General features: G+C 65.9%; 18 protein-coding genes. 2 read left to right on the plus strand and 16 right to left on the minus strand.

The genetic code is table 11. From position 1 onward, the window contains the following. Nucleotides 1-86 precede the first annotated feature (86 nt). Nucleotides 87-467, minus strand: a complete 381-nt coding sequence (rplS, locus tag DXK93_RS19255; RefSeq protein WP_006218237.1) for a 50S ribosomal protein L19 — start codon at nt 465-467, stop codon at nt 87-89. Nucleotides 468-765: 298 nt separating this feature from the next. Here rplS and DXK93_RS19260 point away from each other — a divergent pair, with 298 nt between their 5' ends. Then, entirely contained in the window at nt 766-1,638 is an 873-nt protein-coding gene (locus DXK93_RS19260; RefSeq protein WP_054450952.1) for a DMT family transporter, read from the plus strand. Nucleotides 1,639-1,726: 88 nt separating this feature from the next. Here DXK93_RS19260 and DXK93_RS19265 read toward each other — a convergent pair whose 3' ends face one another. The 14 genes from DXK93_RS19265 to DXK93_RS19330 all read right to left on the minus strand — a co-directional run bounded on the left by DXK93_RS19265 (nt 1,727) and on the right by DXK93_RS19330 (nt 16,614). Beyond that, nucleotides 1,727-2,176, minus strand: coding sequence for a hypothetical protein (locus DXK93_RS19265; RefSeq protein WP_054450951.1), 450 nt, complete (start codon nt 2,174-2,176; stop codon nt 1,727-1,729). A 72-nt stretch (nt 2,177-2,248) separates the two neighbouring features. After that, complete coding sequence (locus tag DXK93_RS19270) at nt 2,249-3,595, minus strand: PA0069 family radical SAM protein (protein WP_119450893.1); 1,347 nt, start codon at nt 3,593-3,595, stop codon at nt 2,249-2,251. A 212-nt stretch (nt 3,596-3,807) separates the two neighbouring features. Then, on the minus strand, nt 3,808-5,106 hold the full coding sequence (locus tag DXK93_RS19275; protein ID WP_119450894.1) for a sulfate adenylyltransferase subunit 1: 1,299 nt from the start codon (nt 5,104-5,106) through the stop codon (nt 3,808-3,810). Between the two features lie 41 nt (nt 5,107-5,147). Beyond that, entirely contained in the window at nt 5,148-6,056 is a 909-nt protein-coding gene (cysD, locus tag DXK93_RS19280; protein WP_059379315.1) for a sulfate adenylyltransferase subunit CysD, read from the minus strand. Nucleotides 6,057-6,097: 41 nt separating this feature from the next. Then, nucleotides 6,098-6,841: a phosphoadenylyl-sulfate reductase gene (locus tag DXK93_RS19285; RefSeq protein ID WP_054450944.1), complete on the minus strand. Its 744-nt coding sequence runs from the start codon at nt 6,839-6,841 to the stop codon at nt 6,098-6,100. After that, entirely contained in the window at nt 6,838-7,902 is a 1,065-nt protein-coding gene (locus tag DXK93_RS19290) for a sulfate/molybdate ABC transporter ATP-binding protein (RefSeq protein WP_054450941.1), read from the minus strand. Before DXK93_RS19290 ends, DXK93_RS19285 begins: the two co-directional genes overlap by 4 nt. A gap of 12 nt (nt 7,903-7,914) precedes the next feature. Further along, nucleotides 7,915-8,814 carry a sulfate ABC transporter permease subunit CysW gene (gene cysW / locus DXK93_RS19295; RefSeq protein ID WP_054450940.1) on the minus strand — a complete coding sequence of 300 codons (900 nt, stop codon included), beginning with the start codon at nt 8,812-8,814 and terminating at the stop codon, nt 7,915-7,917. Continuing rightward, entirely contained in the window at nt 8,811-9,701 is an 891-nt protein-coding gene (gene cysT, locus DXK93_RS19300; protein WP_054450938.1) for a sulfate ABC transporter permease subunit CysT, read from the minus strand. The genes cysW and cysT overlap by 4 nt, the downstream gene beginning before the upstream one ends. 24 nt (nt 9,702-9,725) lie before the next feature. Continuing rightward, the gene (locus DXK93_RS19305; protein ID WP_225589316.1) at nt 9,726-10,706 is read right to left on the minus strand and encodes a sulfate ABC transporter substrate-binding protein; all 981 of its coding nucleotides are present in this window, start codon (nt 10,704-10,706) and stop codon (nt 9,726-9,728) included. A 271-nt stretch (nt 10,707-10,977) separates the two neighbouring features. Further along, nucleotides 10,978-11,619, minus strand: a complete 642-nt coding sequence (locus DXK93_RS19310; protein ID WP_042792543.1) for a peroxiredoxin — start codon at nt 11,617-11,619, stop codon at nt 10,978-10,980. Nucleotides 11,620-11,767: 148 nt separating this feature from the next. Then, the gene (locus tag DXK93_RS19315) at nt 11,768-13,594 is read right to left on the minus strand and encodes an acyl-CoA dehydrogenase (RefSeq protein ID WP_119450895.1); all 1,827 of its coding nucleotides are present in this window, start codon (nt 13,592-13,594) and stop codon (nt 11,768-11,770) included. Between the two features lie 10 nt (nt 13,595-13,604). Further along, nucleotides 13,605-14,579, minus strand: coding sequence for a tripartite tricarboxylate transporter substrate-binding protein (locus DXK93_RS19320; protein WP_054450932.1), 975 nt, complete (start codon nt 14,577-14,579; stop codon nt 13,605-13,607). Between the two features lie 65 nt (nt 14,580-14,644). Further along, nucleotides 14,645-15,412 carry an enoyl-CoA hydratase/isomerase family protein gene (locus DXK93_RS19325; protein ID WP_119450896.1) on the minus strand — a complete coding sequence of 256 codons (768 nt, stop codon included), beginning with the start codon at nt 15,410-15,412 and terminating at the stop codon, nt 14,645-14,647. After that, nucleotides 15,409-16,614: a CaiB/BaiF CoA-transferase family protein gene (locus DXK93_RS19330; protein ID WP_054450927.1), complete on the minus strand. Its 1,206-nt coding sequence runs from the start codon at nt 16,612-16,614 to the stop codon at nt 15,409-15,411. Before DXK93_RS19330 ends, DXK93_RS19325 begins: the two co-directional genes overlap by 4 nt. A gap of 95 nt (nt 16,615-16,709) precedes the next feature. Between DXK93_RS19330 and DXK93_RS19335 the strand changes: the two genes are divergently transcribed. After that, nucleotides 16,710-17,645, plus strand: a complete 936-nt coding sequence (locus DXK93_RS19335; protein WP_054450925.1) for a LysR substrate-binding domain-containing protein — start codon at nt 16,710-16,712, stop codon at nt 17,643-17,645. Here DXK93_RS19335 and aspT read toward each other — a convergent pair. Further along, on the minus strand, nt 17,642-19,342 hold the full coding sequence (gene aspT, locus DXK93_RS19340; protein WP_054450923.1) for an aspartate-alanine antiporter: 1,701 nt from the start codon (nt 19,340-19,342) through the stop codon (nt 17,642-17,644). The genes DXK93_RS19335 and aspT overlap by 4 nt on opposite strands. Between the last annotated feature and the right edge of the window lie 35 nt (nt 19,343-19,377).

Genomic DNA, 19,377 nt, shown 5'->3' on the forward strand with positions numbered 1-19,377 from the left:
CCTTTTTAACCCGGAAACCCGTGCCGAACGAAAACGCTGGATGGCGTGAGCGTCCGACACTGGTAGGGCCGTGTGCCGATAAGCGATCAAGCCGCCGAGGCTTGCTTGCTGACCAGCTTTTCCTTGATACGCGCCGACTTGCCCGAGCGGTTGCGCAGGTAGTACAGCTTGGCGCGGCGCACGTCGCCGCGGCGCTTGACTTCGATGCCGGCGATTTGCGGCGAGTACAGCTGGAACGTACGTTCCACGGCTTCACCCGACGAAATCTTGCGCACGGTGAACGCGGAGTTCAGGCCGCGGTTGCGCTTGGCGATCACGACGCCTTCGAAAGCCTGCACGCGCTTGCGGGTGCCTTCAACGACGTTCACGCTCACGATGACGGTGTCACCAGGAGCAAATTCAGGCTTGGCTTGACCGCCGGTCAGGCGGGCAATTTCTTCCTGTTCCAGGATAGCGATAAGGTTCATGAGAACTCCTAGATCATCATGTCTTTGCGGACTAAAACTTTTGCCGTTCGATGTTGTTCACGCGGCTTCTGCAGGATTGCGCTATAAGCACAAGCCCGCATCCATCGCGTGTTGCACGGCCAACTGACGCTAAGGCCAGCTCCCGTTGCATGTGCCGCAAGCAGAGGATGAGATTTGGCAAACCAATGATTCTACACCAAAAATCGCTCCGGGCATCAGGTAACATGGCCCCGGTTCTCGCGGTTTGGAGTACCCTTCCGTCTTCTGTAACAAACACGTCATCTGGCGCTGTTCCTTCATGTCGTATTCGTCCCTGATATTGGTCGTCCTGGCGGCAATGGCCCACGCCACGTGGAATCTGCTCGCCAAGCGCGCGGCCATGGTGGGCGCTCCCTTCGTCTTCGCCTATGGCCTGTGCGCCTCGGTACTGTATGCGCCGTGGGTCATCTGGGTGCTGTTGCACGACGGCATGACCTGGACCTGGCCCGTGGTCGGCGCCATCCTGACTTCCAGCCTGTTGCATCTGGGCTACAGCCTGTGCCTGCAACGCGGGTACCAGGTGGCCGACCTGTCTGTGGTCTACCCCATCGCACGGGGCACCGGGCCGCTGCTGTCCACCACCGGCGCCTTTCTGCTGCTGGGCGAACCCGCCACCAGCACCGGCATCATCGGCATGCTTTGCGTAGTGGGCGGGGTGCTGCTGATCGCAACCCAGGGCCGCCTGGCCATTTTCAAGCAGGCCCAGGCCTGGGTGGGCGTGCGCTGGGGCGTGGTGATCGGCCTGTTCATCGCGGCCTATACCGTCGTCGACGCCTACGGCGTGAAGGTGCTGCTGATCAGCCCCGTGCTGTTCGACTGGTTTACCTGCGTGACCCGCACGACCATGATGGCCCCCCACATGCTGCGCCGCCGCCCCCAGTCCTGGGAGGCCATGCGCGGGCACTGGCATCTGGCGCTGGCCGTGGGCCTCTTGTCGCCGCTGGGCTACATCCTGGTGCTGTACGCGCTGCGCAACGGCGCGCCGCTGAGCCTGGTAGCCCCTGCCCGGGAAATGTCCATGATGCTGGGCACCCTGGCCGGCATGTTCCTGCTGCGCGAAAAAGTCGGACCGGGCCGGTTGGCTGGCTGCCTGGCCATCCTGGCGGGCGTCGTTCTGCTGGGTTCAAGCTGACGAACCCTGCTCCGGGCAGATCCGGCTGGCGGGGCTGGCGCGTACCGGTTACGCCTTGCCTGCCGGCTACCGCCGGGCATCCGACCGTTCAGAATCCGGCGGCCGCGCCCAGCCACATCAGGCCAGGAATGATCGCGCCCCAGGCCAGCACCATCACCACATCTATCACCATGGCCTTCATGGTCACTTGAGCCGTCACGGGTTCCACCGTGGCGTTACCCAGGCTGCGCTCGCGCGCGGCAGGCGCGGCGGCAACCGCGGCCTCGACCGGTGCTGCGGGCGCAGGCATCGGCGCGGCGACGGCCGGGCCTGCCGGCGCGCCAGCCTCGGCCGGCGCGGGCGGGAACGGCCAGCGAGCCGGCGCGGAGCCGGGCCGCACGCGGCGGCGCGGCTCGACATCGGCGCCGGAGGTGTTCCAGGGCAGCGCCATGCCGGCCACCCGGGCGCACCAGGCGCGGGCGCGGTTCGTGCCGCGGCGCAGCGGGTTCAGCGTAACGACGAGTTCGTCCGACAAGACGGAAATATCAGCGGTGTTCATGGGAACTCCTAGGAAAGACGGTCCAGCGCCAGGCGTAGCCCCCCGGCAGGCATCCGCGGCGGCAGCCGGCGGTCAATCGAACAATGACAACTGGCCTGCGGCCATGGCTTGCAACTGGCGCGCTACGCGCCCGTGCGCGCCGCCGGCTGCGGGCGATACGGCGGGAAAAGGGACCCCTGAAGACGCTTGCGCGCCAACCGGGGATAGGAAATCGGCAGCCTTCGCCGCAGTTGCGGCAGGAGGCAGGAAACGGTCGCAGTCCAGCGCCAGGCGATGGCGGTTCAGGCCCAGCTTGCGCGTGGCGATGGTGAACCGCTGACGCAGCAGATCGGCCCAGACGCCGGTTCCGCGCATGCGCGACCCGAAGTTGGGATCGTTGCGGCGGCCATTGCGCAGGTCTTCGATGCGATGCAGGACGCGCTGGGCGCGGTCCGGGAAATGGGCGTTGAGCCAATCCTCGAACAGGGTCTTGACCTCCCAGGGCAGGCGCAGGACGGTGTAGCTGGCATAGTGCGCGCCGGCCGCCTTGGACTCCTGGAGGATGTGCTCCATGGACTCGTCGTTGATGAACGGGATGATGGGCGCGACCAGCACGCCGACCGGCACGCCGGCGTCGGTCAGGCTGCGCACGGCTTCCAGCCGACGCCACGGCGCGGCGGCGCGCGGTTCCAGCGTGCGGGCCATGCCGGCGTCCAGCGTGGTGATGCTCATGTACACCACCACCAGCTTCTGCTCGGCCAGCGCGGCCAGCAGGTCCAGGTCGCGTGCGACCAGCGCGTTCTTGGTGACGATGGTGAGCGGATGGCGGGTTTCCAGCATCAGTTCCAGCAGGCCGCGCGTCAGCCGCCATTCGCGTTCGATGGGCTGGTAGGCGTCGGTGGCGGAACCGATGTTGATGGGAGACGGCTTGTAGCCGGGCCGCGCGAGTTCGGCGCGCAGGGCCTCTACCGCGTTGGCCTTGGCCACCAGCCGGGTTTCGAAGTCCAGCCCGGGCGACAGGCCCAGGTAGGAATGCGTGGGCCGGGCGTAACAATAGACGCAGCCATGCTCGCAGCCCCGGTACGGATTCACCGCCACGTCGAAGGGGATATCGGGCGAATCGTTGCGCGACAGCATCTTGCGCGCTTCTTCAGCAGTGACCGCGGTCTTGGGAGCGGCGGGCGCTATGCGCGCATCCGGCAGGATGGGAATGACGCGGGCGGCTTGCTCGCCGGCGGCAGCTTCGGGGAAATTATCGGGGACGGAATCTATGAAGTCGGCGGGCAGGCCGGAGGAGGACCAGCCGTCGTCGACCTGCACGCGGTCATCGCGCTGAAAGCGATGCCGAACATTAGTAACCGCACCCCGACCGCGCAAGGCGGCGGGGGCGGCAGCCGGGGACCCAGAACCGGCGGGAAAAGAATGATCGGTGCGTGCCATGAAAACTACTGTACAAAAACACAGTGGTTTTGACAAGCACCAAAAGCCTTTTCGTAAGACAGCCCCACTTTACCGCAAGACGCCGGCGCCGTCCGGACAAATCGATTTCACCAGGCGAGATCACCCGGAAACCCGCGCCAATACTGGATCTAGCAGAAAAACAACAGATCCCTCAGGGGCTGGAAAGCCGTTGTTTTCCGGCCTCTTGCGGATTAGCGCAACATGCCTGCCGCAGCAGTCTGATGCGTGGCCTCGTCGATCAGGATGAATGCGCCCGTCGCGGGCACATCGGCATAACGATCGACCGCCAACGACTCGCGCGTGGTGAGCGTGACGCGTCCGATGTCGTTCATGCGCAGCGTGCCCTCGGTGTTCTCCACTTCCTGCAATTCGTGGATATCACGATGCGACAGCACCGCGCGGATCTTCGCCGAGGTCAGGCGCGTACCCGACTTCAACAGATACTTGCGCGCGGGATTCAAGGCCTGCGCATCGAGCCAGCACAGCTCGGCTTCGAATTCGCGCGCGACCTGCGCCGGCGCCGACGCATGCACGATCACGTCGCCGCGCGACACGTCCACGTCGCGATCCAGCACCAGCGTGATCGAGTCGCCCGCCACCGCCTCATCCAGCGCGCGGTCGAAGGCGCGCACTTCGCTCACAACAGCCGTCACGCCCGAGGGTTGCACCGTGATCTCGTCGCCCGGCCGCAGCACGCCGCTGGCGACGCGGCCGGCATAGCCGCGGAAGTCATCCTTGCGACTGCCGTCATGGCGCGCCACCCATTGCACCGGAAAGCGCAGCGGCAAGGCGCGGCCGTCGCTTGCCAGGTCCAGCGATTCCAGCAAGGCCAGCAAAGGCTGCCCGTCGTACCACGGCGTCTGCGGCGACAAGGTGACGACGTTGTCGCCATTGAGCGCCGACAGCGGCAAGGCGTCGAAGTGCTCGATGCCCAGCTTGCCTGCCAGATCCGCATAAGCATCGCGGATGCGCTCGAAGACGGCGCGGTCCCAGTCCACCAGGTCCATCTTGTTGACCGCCACCACGATATGGCGGATGCCCAAGAGGCGCGCGATGGTGCTGTGCCGCTTGGTCTGCGGCAGCAGCACGCCGTCGGCCGCGCAGGTGGCGTCGATCAGGATGACGGCCACGTCGGCGGTTGAAGCGCCCGTGACCATGTTGCGCGTGTACTGCTCGTGGCCCGGCGCGTCGGCGATGATGAACTTGCGCGCGGGCGTCGAGAAGTAACGGTAGGCGACGTCTATGGTGATGCCCTGTTCGCGTTCGGCCTCCAGGCCGTCGGTCAGCAGCGAAAAGTCGATGCCGTCGCCCGCCACGCGCTTGTGCTTGGCGCGCGAGATCGCGTCCAGCTGGTCGGCGAACACGCCTTTGCTGTCATACAGCAGGCGGCCGATCAGCGTCGATTTGCCGTCATCCACCGAGCCGGCGGTGATCAGGCGCAGCACGCCCGTATCGGCGCCGGAAAGAAAAGAATCGTTGAGTGCGTTCATGTGCGTTCCTGGTCGCCGGCTGATGCCGGCGTGTCAAGCGATCAGAAATAGCCTTCCTTCTTGCGGCGCTCCATCGAGGCCTCGGAAGTCTGGTCGTCCATGCGCGTGGCGCCGCGCTCGGTAATGTCGGTCACCGCTGTTTCGGCGATGATGGCCCGGGTGTCGGCGGCATCGGACGCCACCGGGCAGGTGCAGGAGATATCGCCCACGGTACGAAAGCGCACCTGCAGGCGTTCGACCTGTTCGCCATCCTGCGGCGGGGTCAGCCGCGTGACCGGCACCAGCAGGCCCTTGCGGCGCACGACCTCGCGCTGGTGGCTGTAGTAGATCGACGGCAGCGCCAGCTGCTCGCGCTGGATGTACTGCCAGACGTCCAGCTCGGTCCAGTTCGAGATCGGGAACACGCGCATGTTCTCGCCGCGATGCACGCGGGTATTGAACAGGTTCCAGAGTTCCGGGCGCTGCGCCTTCGGATCCCATTGGCCGAACTCGTCGCGGAACGAGAAGATGCGTTCCTTGGCGCGGGCCTTTTCCTCGTCGCGGCGCGCTCCGCCGATGCAGGCGTCAAAGCCGAATTCCTCGATCGCCTCCAGCAGCGTCACGGCCTGGGCGGCATTGCGCGAATCGGTCTCGCGGCGCAGCACCACGCTGCCGCGCGCGATCGAATCCTCGACGCTGCGCACGATCAGGGTCTCGCCCAGTTCTGCCGCGCGCGCATCGCGGAAGGCGATCACTTCGTCGAAGTTGTGGCCGGTGTCGATGTGCATCAGCGGGAACGGAAAGCGTCCCGGCCGGAATGCCTTCTCGGCCAGGCGCAGCAGCACCACGGAGTCCTTGCCGCCAGAGAACAGCAGCACGGGCTTCTCGCTTTCGGCGGCCACCTCGCGCAGGATGAATATTGCTTCCGATTCCAGCCAATCCAGGTGGCTGCGTTGGATCACTGCAGACATATGCACTTCCCCTAAAACAGATTTCGAATTCGTGGGCCGCATCAGTCGGCGCGCGCCGCGATGCTGATGACCCGGTTGCCCGCATGCAGGCCGCATTCCTTGGAGTCCGACGACTCCCACCACCAGCGCCCTGCCCTGAGGTCCTCGCCCGGACGGATGGCGCGGGTACAGGGTTCGCAACCAATGGACGGGTAGCCTTGGTCATGCAGCGGGTTGTACGGGATGCCCAGCGCGCGGATGGCGGACCAGACTTCCTCTTCGCTCCATTCGGCCAGCGGATTGAACTTGTAGAGGCCGAAGGTCTGGTCGTGTTCTTCCAGCGGCAGTTCGCCGCGGGTGGTGGATTGCGCGCGCCGCTGCCCGGTGATCCAGGCGCCGCGTCCGGCCAGCGCGCGCTTGAGCGGCTCGACCTTGCGGATCTGGCAACAGGCCTTGCGCAGCTCCACGCTTTCATAGAACGCGTAGGCGCCGTGTTCGGCGACGTGCTGCTCGACCGCGGTCGCTATCGGCCTGTACACGGAGACCTCGCGGCCGTAGCGTTCGCGCACGGCGTCCAGTACGCCCAGCGTTTCGGCGTGCAGCCGGCCCGTGTCCAGCGTAAAGACCTCCAGGTCCAGGCCGGCGCTGTAGATGGCGTGCGTCAGCAGCATGTCCTCGGCCGCCAGCGAGGACGCCAGCGCGGCGTCCGGGTAGCGCTGCTGCACGTCGGCCAGGCGTGCGCCCAGCTCGCGCCAGCGCGCGGCCAGGCCCGCCTCGAGTTCAGGCAAAAGATCGGTAGTGCTCATGATTGCGTCGCGAAAATGCGCGCCCGCCGCGGACGCGCCAACAGAATTTCGCCATCGCGCAGGCCCAACTCCCGGTACAGGGACTCGGGCACCTCGGCTTCGATGATGGCGTCGGAATCCTCGCTCGCCAGCTCCAGATAGGCGCTGGGACCGGCAAGGAAGGCGTGTGCCAGGCGCACCGGAATGCCGTCAGCGCCGGCACGGTAGCGCTCGACTTCGAACTCGTGCGGCCGTACGTAGGCCGTGGCGCGCTGCGCTTCGGCCTGCGCCAGCTCTGGCGCGGGCAAGGACAGGCCGGCGCCGTTCCAGACGCCCCGCGTGGCAAAGCCCTGCAACTGGTTGACGTCGCCCAGGAAGCCGTAGACGAAGGGCGTGGCCGGTGCTTCCCAGACCTCGCGCGGCGTGCCGACTTGCTCGATGCGGCCCGAGTTCATCAGCACCACCCGGTCCGACACTTCCAGCGCTTCTTCCTGGTCATGGGTGACGAACACGCTGGCCACATTCAGCTCGTCATGCAGGCGGCGCAGCCAGCGCCGCAATTCCTTGCGCACCTTGGCGTCCAGCGCGCCGAAGGGCTCGTCCAGCAGCAGCACCCGCGGCTCCACCGCCAGCGCGCGCGCCAGCGCGATACGCTGACGCTGGCCGCCGGAGAGCTGCGCGGGATAGCGGTCGGCCAGCCAGTCCAGCTGCACCAGGCCCAGCAGGTCATGCACCTTGCGCTGGATCACGTCCTCCGAAGGACGCTGCGAGCGGTGCTTGACGCGCAGGCCGAAGGCCACGTTCTCGAACACCGTCATGTGCTTGAACAGCGCGTAGTGCTGGAACACGAAACCGACCTGGCGCTGGCGCACGTCCACCGCGGTAGCGTCTTCGCCCGCGAACAGCACGCTGCCGGAATCAGCCGACTCCAGCCCCGCGATGATGCGCAGCAGCGTGGTCTTGCCGCAGCCCGACGGGCCCAGCAGCGCGACCAGCTCTCCCGTCTCGATATGCAGCGAGACGTCGTTGAGCGCGCGGAACTGGCCGAAGCGCTTGGATAGATTGCGGACTTCGATACTCATGCTTGTCTCCTGTCAGGCCAGGGCCGGCTTGATGGCGGCCGGCTGGCCGGGATACTCGACCGGCAGGTCGGCGGCCTGCTGAAAGCGCGCGTTGCGCCACTCGACGACGTTCTTGGCCACCAGCGTCACCAGCGCCAGCAGGGCCAGCAACGACGCCACGGCGAACGCCGCGGAATACTGGTACTCGTTGTAGAGAATCTCGACGTGCAGGGTCATGGTGTTGGTCAGGCCGCGGATCTGCCCGGACACCACCGACACCGCGCCAAACTCGCCCATGGCCCGCGCGTTGCACAGGATGGCGCCGTACAGCAGGCCCCACTTGATGTTGGGCAGCGTGACGCGCCAGAAGATCTGCCAGCCGTTGGCGCCCAGGGTCAGCGCAGCCTGCTCTTCCTCGCTGCCCTGCGCCTGCATCAGGGGGATAAGCTCGCGCGCCACGAACGGAAAGGTCACGAAGAGCGAGGCCAGCACGATGCCCGGCACCGCGTAGACGATCTTGATGTCATGCTCCTGCAGCCAGCCGCCGAACCAGCCCTGGGTGCCGAACAGCAGCACGAACACCAGGCCGGCCACCACCGGCGACACCGAGAACGGCAGGTCGATCAGGGTGATCAGGAACTGCTTGCCGCGGAACTGGAACTTGGTGATCGCCCAGGCCGCGGCCACGCCGAACACCAGGTTTACCGGCAGCGCGATGGCCGCCACCAGCAGCGTCAGTCGGATGGCGGACAGCGCGTCCGGCTCGACGATGGCGTCCAGGTACAGCTGCCAGCCCTTCTTGAAGGCTTCGGCGAATACCGCTGCCAGCGGCACCAGCAGGAACAGCGCCAGGAATCCCAGCGCGATGAAGAGCAGCACGCCGCGCACCCAGCGCGGCTCGGTCAGATGGGCGGGACGGTCCGCGGCGCTCATGCGAGCCTCCCGAGGTTGCGGCGGGCCTGCCAGCCCTGCAGCAGATTGATGACGAGCAACAGCGCGAAGGACAGCACCAGCATCACCGTGGCAATGGCGGCAGCGCCCGCGTAGTCGAATTCCTCGAGCTTGGCGATGATCAGTAGCGGCGTGATCTCGGACACCATCGGCATGTTGCCGGCAATGAACACCACCGAGCCGTACTCGCCCACCGCGCGTGCAAACGCCAGCGCGAAGCCCGTCATCAAGGCGGGCATGATGATGGGCAGCAGCACCCGGCGTATGGTCTGCCAGCGGTTGGCGCCCAGGCTGGCCGCGGCCTCCTCGATTTCGCGCTCCACGTCTTCCAGCACCGGCTGCACCGTGCGCACCACGAACGGCACGCCGATGAAGATCAACGCGATCACGATGCCCAAGGGCGTAAATGCCACCTTCCAGCCGAACCAGTCGGCCAGCGGTCCGCCCAGCCAGCCCTTCTGCGAATACAGCGAGGTCAGCGCGATGCCCGCCACCGCCGTGGGCAGCGCGAACGGCAGATCCACCAGCGCATCCAGAATCTTCTTGCCCGGAAAGCGGTAGCGCACCAGCACCCAGGCCACCACCGTGCCGAACACCAGGTTCACCAGCGCCGCGATCAACGACGCGCCGAAGGTCAGCTTGTACGAGGCCAGCACCCGCGGCGCGGTCACCGCGTCCCAGAAGCCTTGCCAGCCCAGGCCCGCGCTCTTGATCGGCAAGGCCGCCAGCGGAATGAGCACGAGGATGCTGAGGTACAGCACCGCGTAGCCCATCGAGATGCCGAATCCGGGCAGCACGCCCGGGCTGTTGCGCCGAAAGGCAAAAGGCGCTTGCGCGCCGCTTGCCACCGGGTTCGAGGCTGTCGTCATGGCCGTCGTCCGATCGTCAGATGCTTATTTCTTTTGCGGCAGGTAGATCTGGTCGAAGGTGCCGCCGTCGCTGAAGTGGTCCTTCTGCGCCTTGCGCCAGCCGCCGAAGATCTTGTCGTCGATGGTCACGAGCTTGACCTTGGGAAACTTGCTTTCGTACTTGGCGGCCACGGTCTTGTCGATGGGCCGGTAGTAGTTCTTGGCAATGATTTCCTGCGCGGCGGGCGTGTAGAGGAATTCCAGATAGGCCTGCGCCGCGGCGCGGGTACCCTTCTTGTCCACGACCTTGTCAACCACGGCCACCGGCGGCTCGGCCAGGATGGACAGCGACGGCACCACGATGTCGAACTTGTCCGGACCCAGCTCTTCCAGCGCCAGGAAAGCCTCGTTTTCCCAGGCCAGCAGCACATCGCCCACGCCGCGCTCCACGAAGGTGGTGGTGGCGCCGCGCGCGCCAGTGTCCAGCACCGGCACGTGCTTGAGCAGGTCGCCCACGAAGGCGCGGGCCTTGTCCTCGCTGCCGCCGTTCTTCTCCAGCGCATAGGCCCAGGCGGCCAGGTAATTCCAGCGCGCCCCGCCCGAGGTCTTGGGATTGGGCGTGATGACCTGCACGCCATCCTTGACCAGGTCGTCCCAGTCCTTGATCTGCTTGGGGTTGCCCTTGCGCACCAGGAACACGATGGTGGAGGTGTAGGGCGAGCTGTTCTGCGGCAGGCGGGCCTGCCAATCGGCAGGCAGCAGCCCACGGTCGGCAACCGCGTCGATGTCATAAGCCAGCGCCAGCGTCACCACGTCGGCTTCCAGGCCGTCGATGACGGAGCGCGCCTGGCGGCCCGAACCGCCGTGCGATTGGCGGATGGTCAGGTCGACGTTGGCCTTGTCCTTGTATTGCTTGATGAACGCATCATCGATGGCGCGATACAGCTCGCGGGTCGGGTCATATGAGACATTCAGGAGCGTCTGCTTCTGCTGTGCCTGCGCCGGCGCAATCGCGGCAAACGACATCGTCACTGCGGCCAAGGCGGCCAACCAACCGGCTTTCCTGAAAGACATCCCATGCTCCCTGTGTTCGGCAATGTGGGAGCAAGTGTGCTGGCTGGGCGTTCTGAACGGAACGAATCATTATTTGGTTGCTCATCGCTCGCAGGCATATAGGACCGGTGTCCCAGCAATGGGAATTTGCCCTGGCCCCATGCGCGCCCCAATGAAAAACCGCCGCCTCCCCAAGGGGCAGGCGGCGGTTGCTAACGGGGACCCGCCCCTTCGATTTCCGAATTTACTTATTCGGCTGAGGCGTAATGCGCAGATAGGGACGCACGGCCTTGTAGCCCTTCGGGAATTTCTGCTTGATCACGGCCTCGTCCTGCAAGGACGGAACAATGATCACATCGTCGCCGTCTTCCCAGTTCACCGGCGTGGCCACGCTGTGGCTGTCGGTCAGCTGCAGGGAGTCGATGACGCGCAGGATCTCGTTGAAGTTGCGGCCGGTGCTGGCCGGATACGTGATGGTCAGGCGCACCTTCTTGTTGGGGTCGATGATGAACACCGAGCGTACGGTCAGCGTGGCGTTGGCGTTCGGATGGATCATGTCGTAAAGCTCGGACACCTTGCGGTCCTTGTCGGCCAGGATCGGGAAGTTGACCTTGGTGGACTGCGTGTCGTTGATGTCCTCGATCCACTTGGTGTGCGAATCGGTGCCGTCCACGGACAGCGCCAGCACCTTCACGTTACGCTTGGCGAATTCGTCGGCCAGCTTGGCGGTGTAGCCCAGTTCAGTGGTGCAGACGGGCGTGAAATCGGCCGGGTGCGAGAAAAGAACACCCCAGCTGTTGCCCAGATACTCATGGAAGCGGATCGGCCCTGCCGAAGATTCCTGTTCGAAATCAGGGGCGGTGTCGCCCAGGCGTAGATGACTCATGGTGTCTCCAGTGTGCGGATGCAGGTTGGGGGCTGGCCGCCCTTCGCGGCGGGCAGCGCAGGAAAAGCGTTTCATGGCGCAGGTCAGCGTCTGTGAAACGATTCTTCCATCAAACCTGTAGCCGGGGAAATACGCAAGTCATATAACCTTATGCAATATTCAAGCTGGCGCCGCAGGCGTCCGCCACCGCCCCGGCCCGCACTGCGGCGGACAGGGCCAGCGCGCGCGGCAGGATGTGGGCGCCGTAGAACAATCCGGTCGCCAGCTTGGCCCCGTAGAACGGATCGGTGGAACCTGCCGCCAGATGCCGGCGGCAGGCCAGCACGGCCCGCGCCATCTGCCAGCCGCCGTGCACCACGCCAGCCAGCATCAGATAGGGCACGCTGCTGGAATAGACCGCCCTGATATTGGTCGGCGACTGCTCCAGGATGAATGCCACGCCGGCCTCGTAGGCCTGGATGGCGCTGTCCAGGTTGTCGCGCAGCAGGCGCAGTCCTTCGCGATCGTCCGCCGACGCGCGCATCGCCTCGTTCTCGACTGCGCGCAGCGTCTCGCGCATCGCCGCGATCGCGGCATGGGCGGTGGCGCCGCCGTCGCGCTGCGTCTTGCGGCTGACCAGGTCATTGGCCTGGATCGCGGTCGTGCCTTCGTAGATGGGCAGGATGCGCGCGTCGCGGTAATACTGCGCGGCCCCGGTTTCCTCGATATAGCCCATGCCGCCGTGCGCCTGCAGGCCCAGCGATGCGACCTCGACCGCGGTCTCGGTGGAGAATCCTTTGACGATGGGCACCATGTACTCATAGAAGGCCCGGTTGCGCGAGCGCTGCTCCGGATCCGGATGATGCGTGCCCTTGTCGTGCGCGGCCGCCGTCACGTAGGACACGGCGCGCGCCGCCTCGGTCAGCGCCTTCATGGTCATCAGCATGCGCTGCACGTCCGGATGGCGCACGATGGCCACGGGGCCGGCCGACCCTTCGACCGCGCGGCCCTGCACGCGCTCGCGCGCATAGGCCAGGGCATGCTGATAGGCGCGTTCGGACACGCCTATGCCCTGCTGCCCCACCGAATAGCGGGCGGCATTCATCATGATGAACATGTATTCCAGGCCGCGGTTCTGCTCGCCGACCAGATAGCCGATGGCGCCTTCGCCCACGTCGCCCTTGCCCGAACCGTACATGAGCACTGCGGTGGGACTGCCGTGGATGCCCAGCTTGTGCTCCAGCGACGCGCACCAGACGTCGTTGCGCTTGCCCAGGCTGCCGTCGGCCTGCACCAGGAACTTGGGCACGATGAAAAGCGAGATCCCCTTCACGCCGGCCGGCGCGTCCGGCGTGCGCGCCAGCACCAGATGGATGATGTTCTCGGCCAGATCGTGGTCGCCATAGGTGATGAAGATCTTCTGGCCCGTCAGCCGGTAGCTGCCGTCGTCGTGCTTCACCGCACGAGTCGCGACCTGCGCCAGGTCCGAGCCGGCCTGCGGTTCGGTCAGGTTCATCGTGCCGGTCCACTTGCCGCCGATCAGCTGCGGCACGTACTGCTTGCGCTGCGCGTCCGATCCGACCGTCAACAAGGCTTCGATCACGCCGTCCGTCAGCATGGGACACAAGGAAAACGCCAGGCTGGCCGCCTGGATGTTCTCGCCCGGCGCCGCCGCGACCAGCTTGGGCAGGCCCTGCCCGCCCCACTCCACCGGATGCTGCAAGCCCTGCCAGCCGCCCGCGGCGTAATCCTTGAAGCCCTGCGCGTAGCCCGGGGTGGTCGTGACCTGGCCATCCTTCCAGACCGGCGGCTGCGTATCGCCCGGCACGTTCAAAGGCGCCACGGCCTGCTCGACGAAGCGGCCGTTTTCTTCCAGGATGGCGTCCACCAGATCCGGCGTGACTTCTTCGAAGCCGGGCAGTTTCAGGACATCATCGAGTCCTGCCAGCTCCTTCAAAGCGAAGCGGAAGTCCTGCAGCGGGGTTACGTAGGGCATGGGGTCTCCATCAATTGGCCGTTTCCTGACTCTCTTTGGCCAATCTTAAACCCTTGCTTCCTTCCTTGCGGGCATACTCCCCGAACGCGGCCAAGGACGCGGACGGCGTCACTTCCTCGTATCCGGCCGCCATGCCCTGCTGCACATCGGCCAGCGCCAGCACATCGTTGCTGGCCTTGAACAGCGTGTCCAGCACCTGCGGCGGCGTGCCCTTGGGAGCAAAGATTCCCCACCAGTTGGACACGTCATAGCCGGGCACGGTCTGCGCGATGGTCGGATAGGGCAACAGGCGCGAGGGCTGGCCAGACGTGACCGCCAGGGCCACCACCTTGCCCGTATCGATCACCGACTTGGCCGAAGGCGCCGTGGCGAACGAGATATCTGTGTCGCCCGCCGCCACGGACTGCGCCGCCGCGGCGCCCCCCTTGAAGGGAATGTGCATCAGCTTCACGTTGGCAAGCGTCATGAACTCGACCGCGGCCAGATGCGTGATGACGCCGTTGCCGGACGAGGCGACATTGATGGACCCCGGCTTGCTCCTGGCCCGGTCTATCAGGTCCTGCACGCTTTTCAGCCCCAGCTTTGCATTCGCGATCAGGACCATGGGGCCGGTCGTGAGCTGGGCCACGGGCACGAAATTGTCCGGCGTGTAATCCACCTTGTACAAGGCGCTGTCGCTGCCCATGACGCTGGAATTCCCCAGGTACAGCGTGTAGCCGTCGGCGGCGGCGCGCGCGGCCAGGCTGGCGCCGATCGTGGAACCGGCGCCAGGGCGGTTTTCCACGACCACCGGCTGCTTCAATTGCCTGGCCAGCGCATTCGCATAGACCCGCCCCACTTGATCCGCCCCGCCGCCGGGCGGGAACCCGATCACCAAGGTCAGGGGTTTGGAGGGATAAGGATCGGCGGCATGCGCGGCGCCGGACATCGCGGACAAGGCGATGGCGGCAAGCAAGGCGCCATGGACGGCAATAGCAGGTTTCATCAGGGTCTCCTTTGATGGAATCGGAGCCGCTTGTGGCGCGGCTCTCTGGTCATGCGCCGGCCGCGTCAGCGGCCGGTGAAATCCGGCGCGCGCTTCTCCTTCCACGCCCGCGCGCCCTCGGCCAGGTCGCGGGACTGCTCGGAACGCAGCACCGCCTGCTCGATTGCGGCCAGATCGAGCTCGCCCCGCGCGAGGCGGTTCAGGTGCGCTTTCACGCCGAACAGCGGAATCGGAGCCATTGCCGCAATCTGCGCGCTCAGGGCGTCCAGCCGGGCCGATAGCATTTCTTGCGGCACCAGCTCGGTCAGGAATCCGATGCGCAGCATTTCGTCGGCCTGGATTTTTTCCGCCGTCAGGAACAGGCGCTTGGCCTGGTCCAGGCCCAGGCGCGTCACATAGCGCGACATGCCGCCCGCGTAGAAGTGCAGGCCCAGGCGCGTGGCCGGCATGAACATGTCGGACTGCGGCGTGCCGATGCGGAAATCGCAAGCCAGGCACAGGTCCGTGCCGCCGCCATAGGCCCCGCCCTGCACCGCGGCGATGGTCACTGGCCGCGCCGCCTCGATCAGGTCCATGGTCTGGCCAAAATAAAGAGAGCTGGGCGCGCTGTCGGACGCCAGGGACGAAATGTCATACCCGCTGCAAAAATACTTGCCGTCGGATTGAAAGCGCAGCACCCGCACGGCGTCGTCCGCGTTGACCCTGTCCAGATGCTCTCTGAGGACCGCCAGGTCCTGCGGCCCGAGCCGGTTGGCATGGCCGGGCCTGCGCAGCCGGATGGTCGCCACGTGGCCGTCGACGGCAAGGCTGGGCGTATCGGCGGGACCCGTCATGTGCACGTCTCCGCCTGATGCGCCACGCCCTCGGCCAGCAGCCGGTCGATCTCGGCATCTGCCATCCCGTAACGGGCGAATACCTCGCGCGTGTGCTGGCCGAACACGGGCGGAGCGCGGCGGCTCGGCGCCTGCGCGCCGCTCAGGCCCAGGGGCAGGTCCACCTGCCGCAATTCGCCCAACACCGGATGCGTCAACGAGCGGACCAGTCCGCAAGCCTGCACCTGCGCGTCGGCGAACACATCCTCCAGGGTATTGATGGGCCCTGCGGGAATGCCGCCCTCGATCATCAGCGCGGTCCATTCCATGCGCGTCTTGCGCTTGAGCCCCGCCTCCAGCTCCTGCTTCAACGCATAGCGGTGCTGCATGCGCTCGGCGTTCGTCAGGAACCGCTCGTCGGACACCAGATGGGAGAGTCCGAGAATGCCGCAAAGCCTGACCCACATCGCCTGGGTCGCGGGCGCCAGGTTGAGCGGCCCATCCGCGGTCTCGAATGTGCCGTAGGGCGCGATGACCGGATGCACGTTGCCGCAGGGTTCCGGGATCTCCCCCTTGCTGAGGTAGCGCTGGCCCTGCACGCTGAGCAACGCCATGAGGCCCGCCAGCAGCGAGGTTTCGACATGCTGCCCGCGGCCGGTCGAGGCACGCTGCGCGACGGCGGACAGTATTCCTATCGTCAGCCACATGCCGGCGCTCAAGTCGCCCACGGCCACGCCCACCCGCATCGGCCCCGATTCCGGCGTGCCGGTCAGGCTCATGAAGCCCGAATAGCCTTGCGCGACCTGATCGAATCCGGCCCAGTCCCGCGCCGGCCCCTTGCTGCCGAAGCCGGAAATCGACGCCATGATCAAGCCCGGATGCTCTTGCGCCAACGCCTCGTATCCCAGGCCCATCGCCTCCATCGTTCCGACCTTGAAGTTCTCGACCACGATGTCGGAAGCCAGGGCCATCTTGCGCAGCAGCGCGATCCCTTCCGGCTTGCGGAAGTCCACGCCTATGCCTTGCTTGCTGCGATTGGCACTAAGATAATAAACACTTATGTCGTCATCGAAGGGGCCCCACTGCCGCGCCATCTCGCCGGCGGGCATGGGTTCCACCTTGACGACCTCGGCGCCCAGGTCTCCCAGAATCATTGTGCAGAAAGGCCCGGAAAGGGCCCGAGTCAGATCCAGCACTTTCAGCCCTGCCAATGGCAGACTCATGTTCGTCCTCCCGTGATGCGAAGCCCATTCTAGGCAGCGCTTCACAGGTCCCGAAAATACTGTTTTCCGATCCATTCATAAGATTTTCTTATCCAATGAATCTGCGTCAGCTCAAGTACTTCGTCCGGGTGGTTGAAATGCGCAACATGACCCGGGCCGCCGAAAGTCTGCATGTGGCGCAACCCGCGCTGAGTCAGCAGATGGCGCTGCTGGAGGAAAGCCTGGGCGTCGCACTGCTGGTGCGCGGGGTCAAAGGCGCCCAGCCCACCGCGGAAGGCCTGTTGCTGTACCGGCACGCGCAAACCATCCTGCGTCAGGTCGACAGCACTCGCAGCCTGCTGTCCAAGACCGGGGACCAGGTCACCGGCACGGTGTCGATAGGACTGGCCTCCAGCACCGCGCGCATGCTGGCGTTGCCGCTGATGCGCCGGGCCAAGGCGGAGCTGCCTTCGGTGGTGTTGGAAATCGTCGATGTGCCCAGCGCGGACCTGACCAAGCTGGTGCTGCAGGGACGCATCGATTTTTCCTTGTCGCCGGACCAGCAACCCATGCAGGGACTGCTGCGCACGCCGCTGCTGCGCGAGAGCCTGTTCCTGCTGGCTCACGCCAGCGTCGCGCTGCCGCGCCGCACGCTGGCCATCGCGGACTTCGCCGCCTTGCCCCTGGTTCTGCCCAGCCTGCCCAACACGCTGCGCGCACGCCTGGACCATGCCTTCCTGACCGCCGGCCTGACCTGCAATCTGTTTGCCGAAGCCAGCACCTCGGCCATCCTCGTCCCCGCGGTGCGCAGCGGCATGGCCGCCACGATCCTGCCCTGCTCGGCCGCGCAGCCCGAAATCGCGGAAGGGTCGATCGTGGCGCATGCCCTGGACGACACGCTGTCGCGCGAACTGGTGCTATGCGCCAGCGAGAGCCTGCCCCCCACGCCGGCGGTGAGCCAGATCATGGCCTTGTGCAAGGACGAAATAAAACGCCTGATCGACGATCAGGCGTGGCAGGGATGCGCGCTGCTGAAGCAGAGCCCGCGCTAACCCAGATGGTGCGCCAGCGACACGATGATCGGCCCCAGCACTGGCAGCAGCACGTTGGCGATGGCGTAGGTCACCGTGTAGCCCAGTAGCGGCACGGAACTGCCGCTGGAGGTCAGGATGGCGCTGATGGCCGGCGTGCTGACATGCTGGCCAGCGATGGCGCCGACCAGCAAGGGACCTTCGATCTTCAGGATCTTGTGTCCCACCCACAGCGACAGGCAGGCAGGCCCCAGCGACACCAGCAGGCCGATGAGCGGCAATACCGCGCCGTGCTCGCGGATCAGCGCGATGGCTTCCGGCCCCGCCGACAAGCCCACGCAGGCCACGAACACAGCCAGGCCCAGATCCTTCAGCAACTGCACGGCATGGTCCGGCATGTGGCCTATCGAGGGCCGCTTGGCGTTGATCCAGCCGCAGACCAGACCGCTGACCAGCGCGCCCCCGCCACTGCCCAGCGACACGGGGATGCCCCACATCCGCGCGCTCAGGCTGCCGATCAACAAGCCGGCCAGGATGCCGAACGCCAGGAACACCAGGTCGGTCACGCCGCTGCGCCGCAGCTCGTTGCCCAGCGCCGCGCCGGCCTGGGAGAGTTCGGGCTCGGCGCCGACCAGCGTAACCAGGTCGCCGTACTGCACCACGGTGGCTGGCGTGATCGGCAAGGAATGGCCCGAGCGCACTATGGACTGCAGAAACACGCCACGTGCGCGTTGGGCGTTGGGCCGCTTCGCCAGTTCGCCGACGGTATGGCCATTGACGGCCTTCTTGTTGACGATGACGGCCAGCTCGCTCAGCTGCAAGTCGTCGGCATGCGCCTCCGGCAGCTGGATTTCGGGTCCGATGACGGAACCCGCGCGCAGCGCGAAGCGCCGCAAGCCCAGCACCACCACGATGTCGCCCGTGGCCAGCATGTCGCCGGGCGTGGCGTCCACCGCCTCGCCATTGCGCAGGATGCGGCTGATGACGGTGCGTCCGCCCAGCGCGGCTTCCACTTCAGCCACGCTTTTGCCATCCGCGTCCTTGACCACGTGCGAGCGTCCCACCAGCCGCGGCAAGGTGGGCATGTTCGCGTCCTCGCCCTCTCCGGCCGCCACGCCGAGCTTTTCCTCCAATGCCTTGGAAGCCTCGCGCAGATTCATGCGCAACAGGGCTGGCGCTACCTGGCTGGTGAAGAACACGATGCTGATCAGGCCAACCAGATAGGTCAGCGTGTAGGCCGTGGCGATGTTGGCTTCCATGCGCTGGACCTCGGCATCCGCCAGGCCCAGATGCTTGAGCGCCTCTGCCGCCGTGCCTACCACGGCCGATTCGGTGGCCGCGCCGGCCGCGAGGCCCGCCGCCGTCCCAGCGTCCAGGCCGAACAGCGGCACCGCGGCCAGCACGATGGTCAGCACCAGCAATGCTTCGATGATAGGCAGCGCGATGTAGCGCAAGCTGGAGCGGTTCAGGTTGGCAAAGAACTGCGGCCCGCCCGAGTACCCCATCGCGAATATGAACAGGGCGAAGGCGACTTCCTTGAGGTCGCCGCGCATCTGACAACCCGTCTGGCCGATCAGCAGGGCGACGATGAGTGTTCCGCACACGCCGCCTAGCTGGATCGGTCCGACTTTCAGCTTGCCGATCAGGTATCCCAAGCCCACCGTCACAAACAGCACTGCGATGGGAACGCTATTGAAAAACCCGACCGTACAAGTCATGTCGTCATGTCGCCCTGGAGGTTGCTGCCCGGCCC

The sequence above is a fragment of the Achromobacter sp. K91 genome, from assembly GCF_003576205.1.
Classification (GTDB): Bacteria; Pseudomonadota; Gammaproteobacteria; order Burkholderiales; family Burkholderiaceae_B; genus Achromobacter; species Achromobacter aegrifaciens.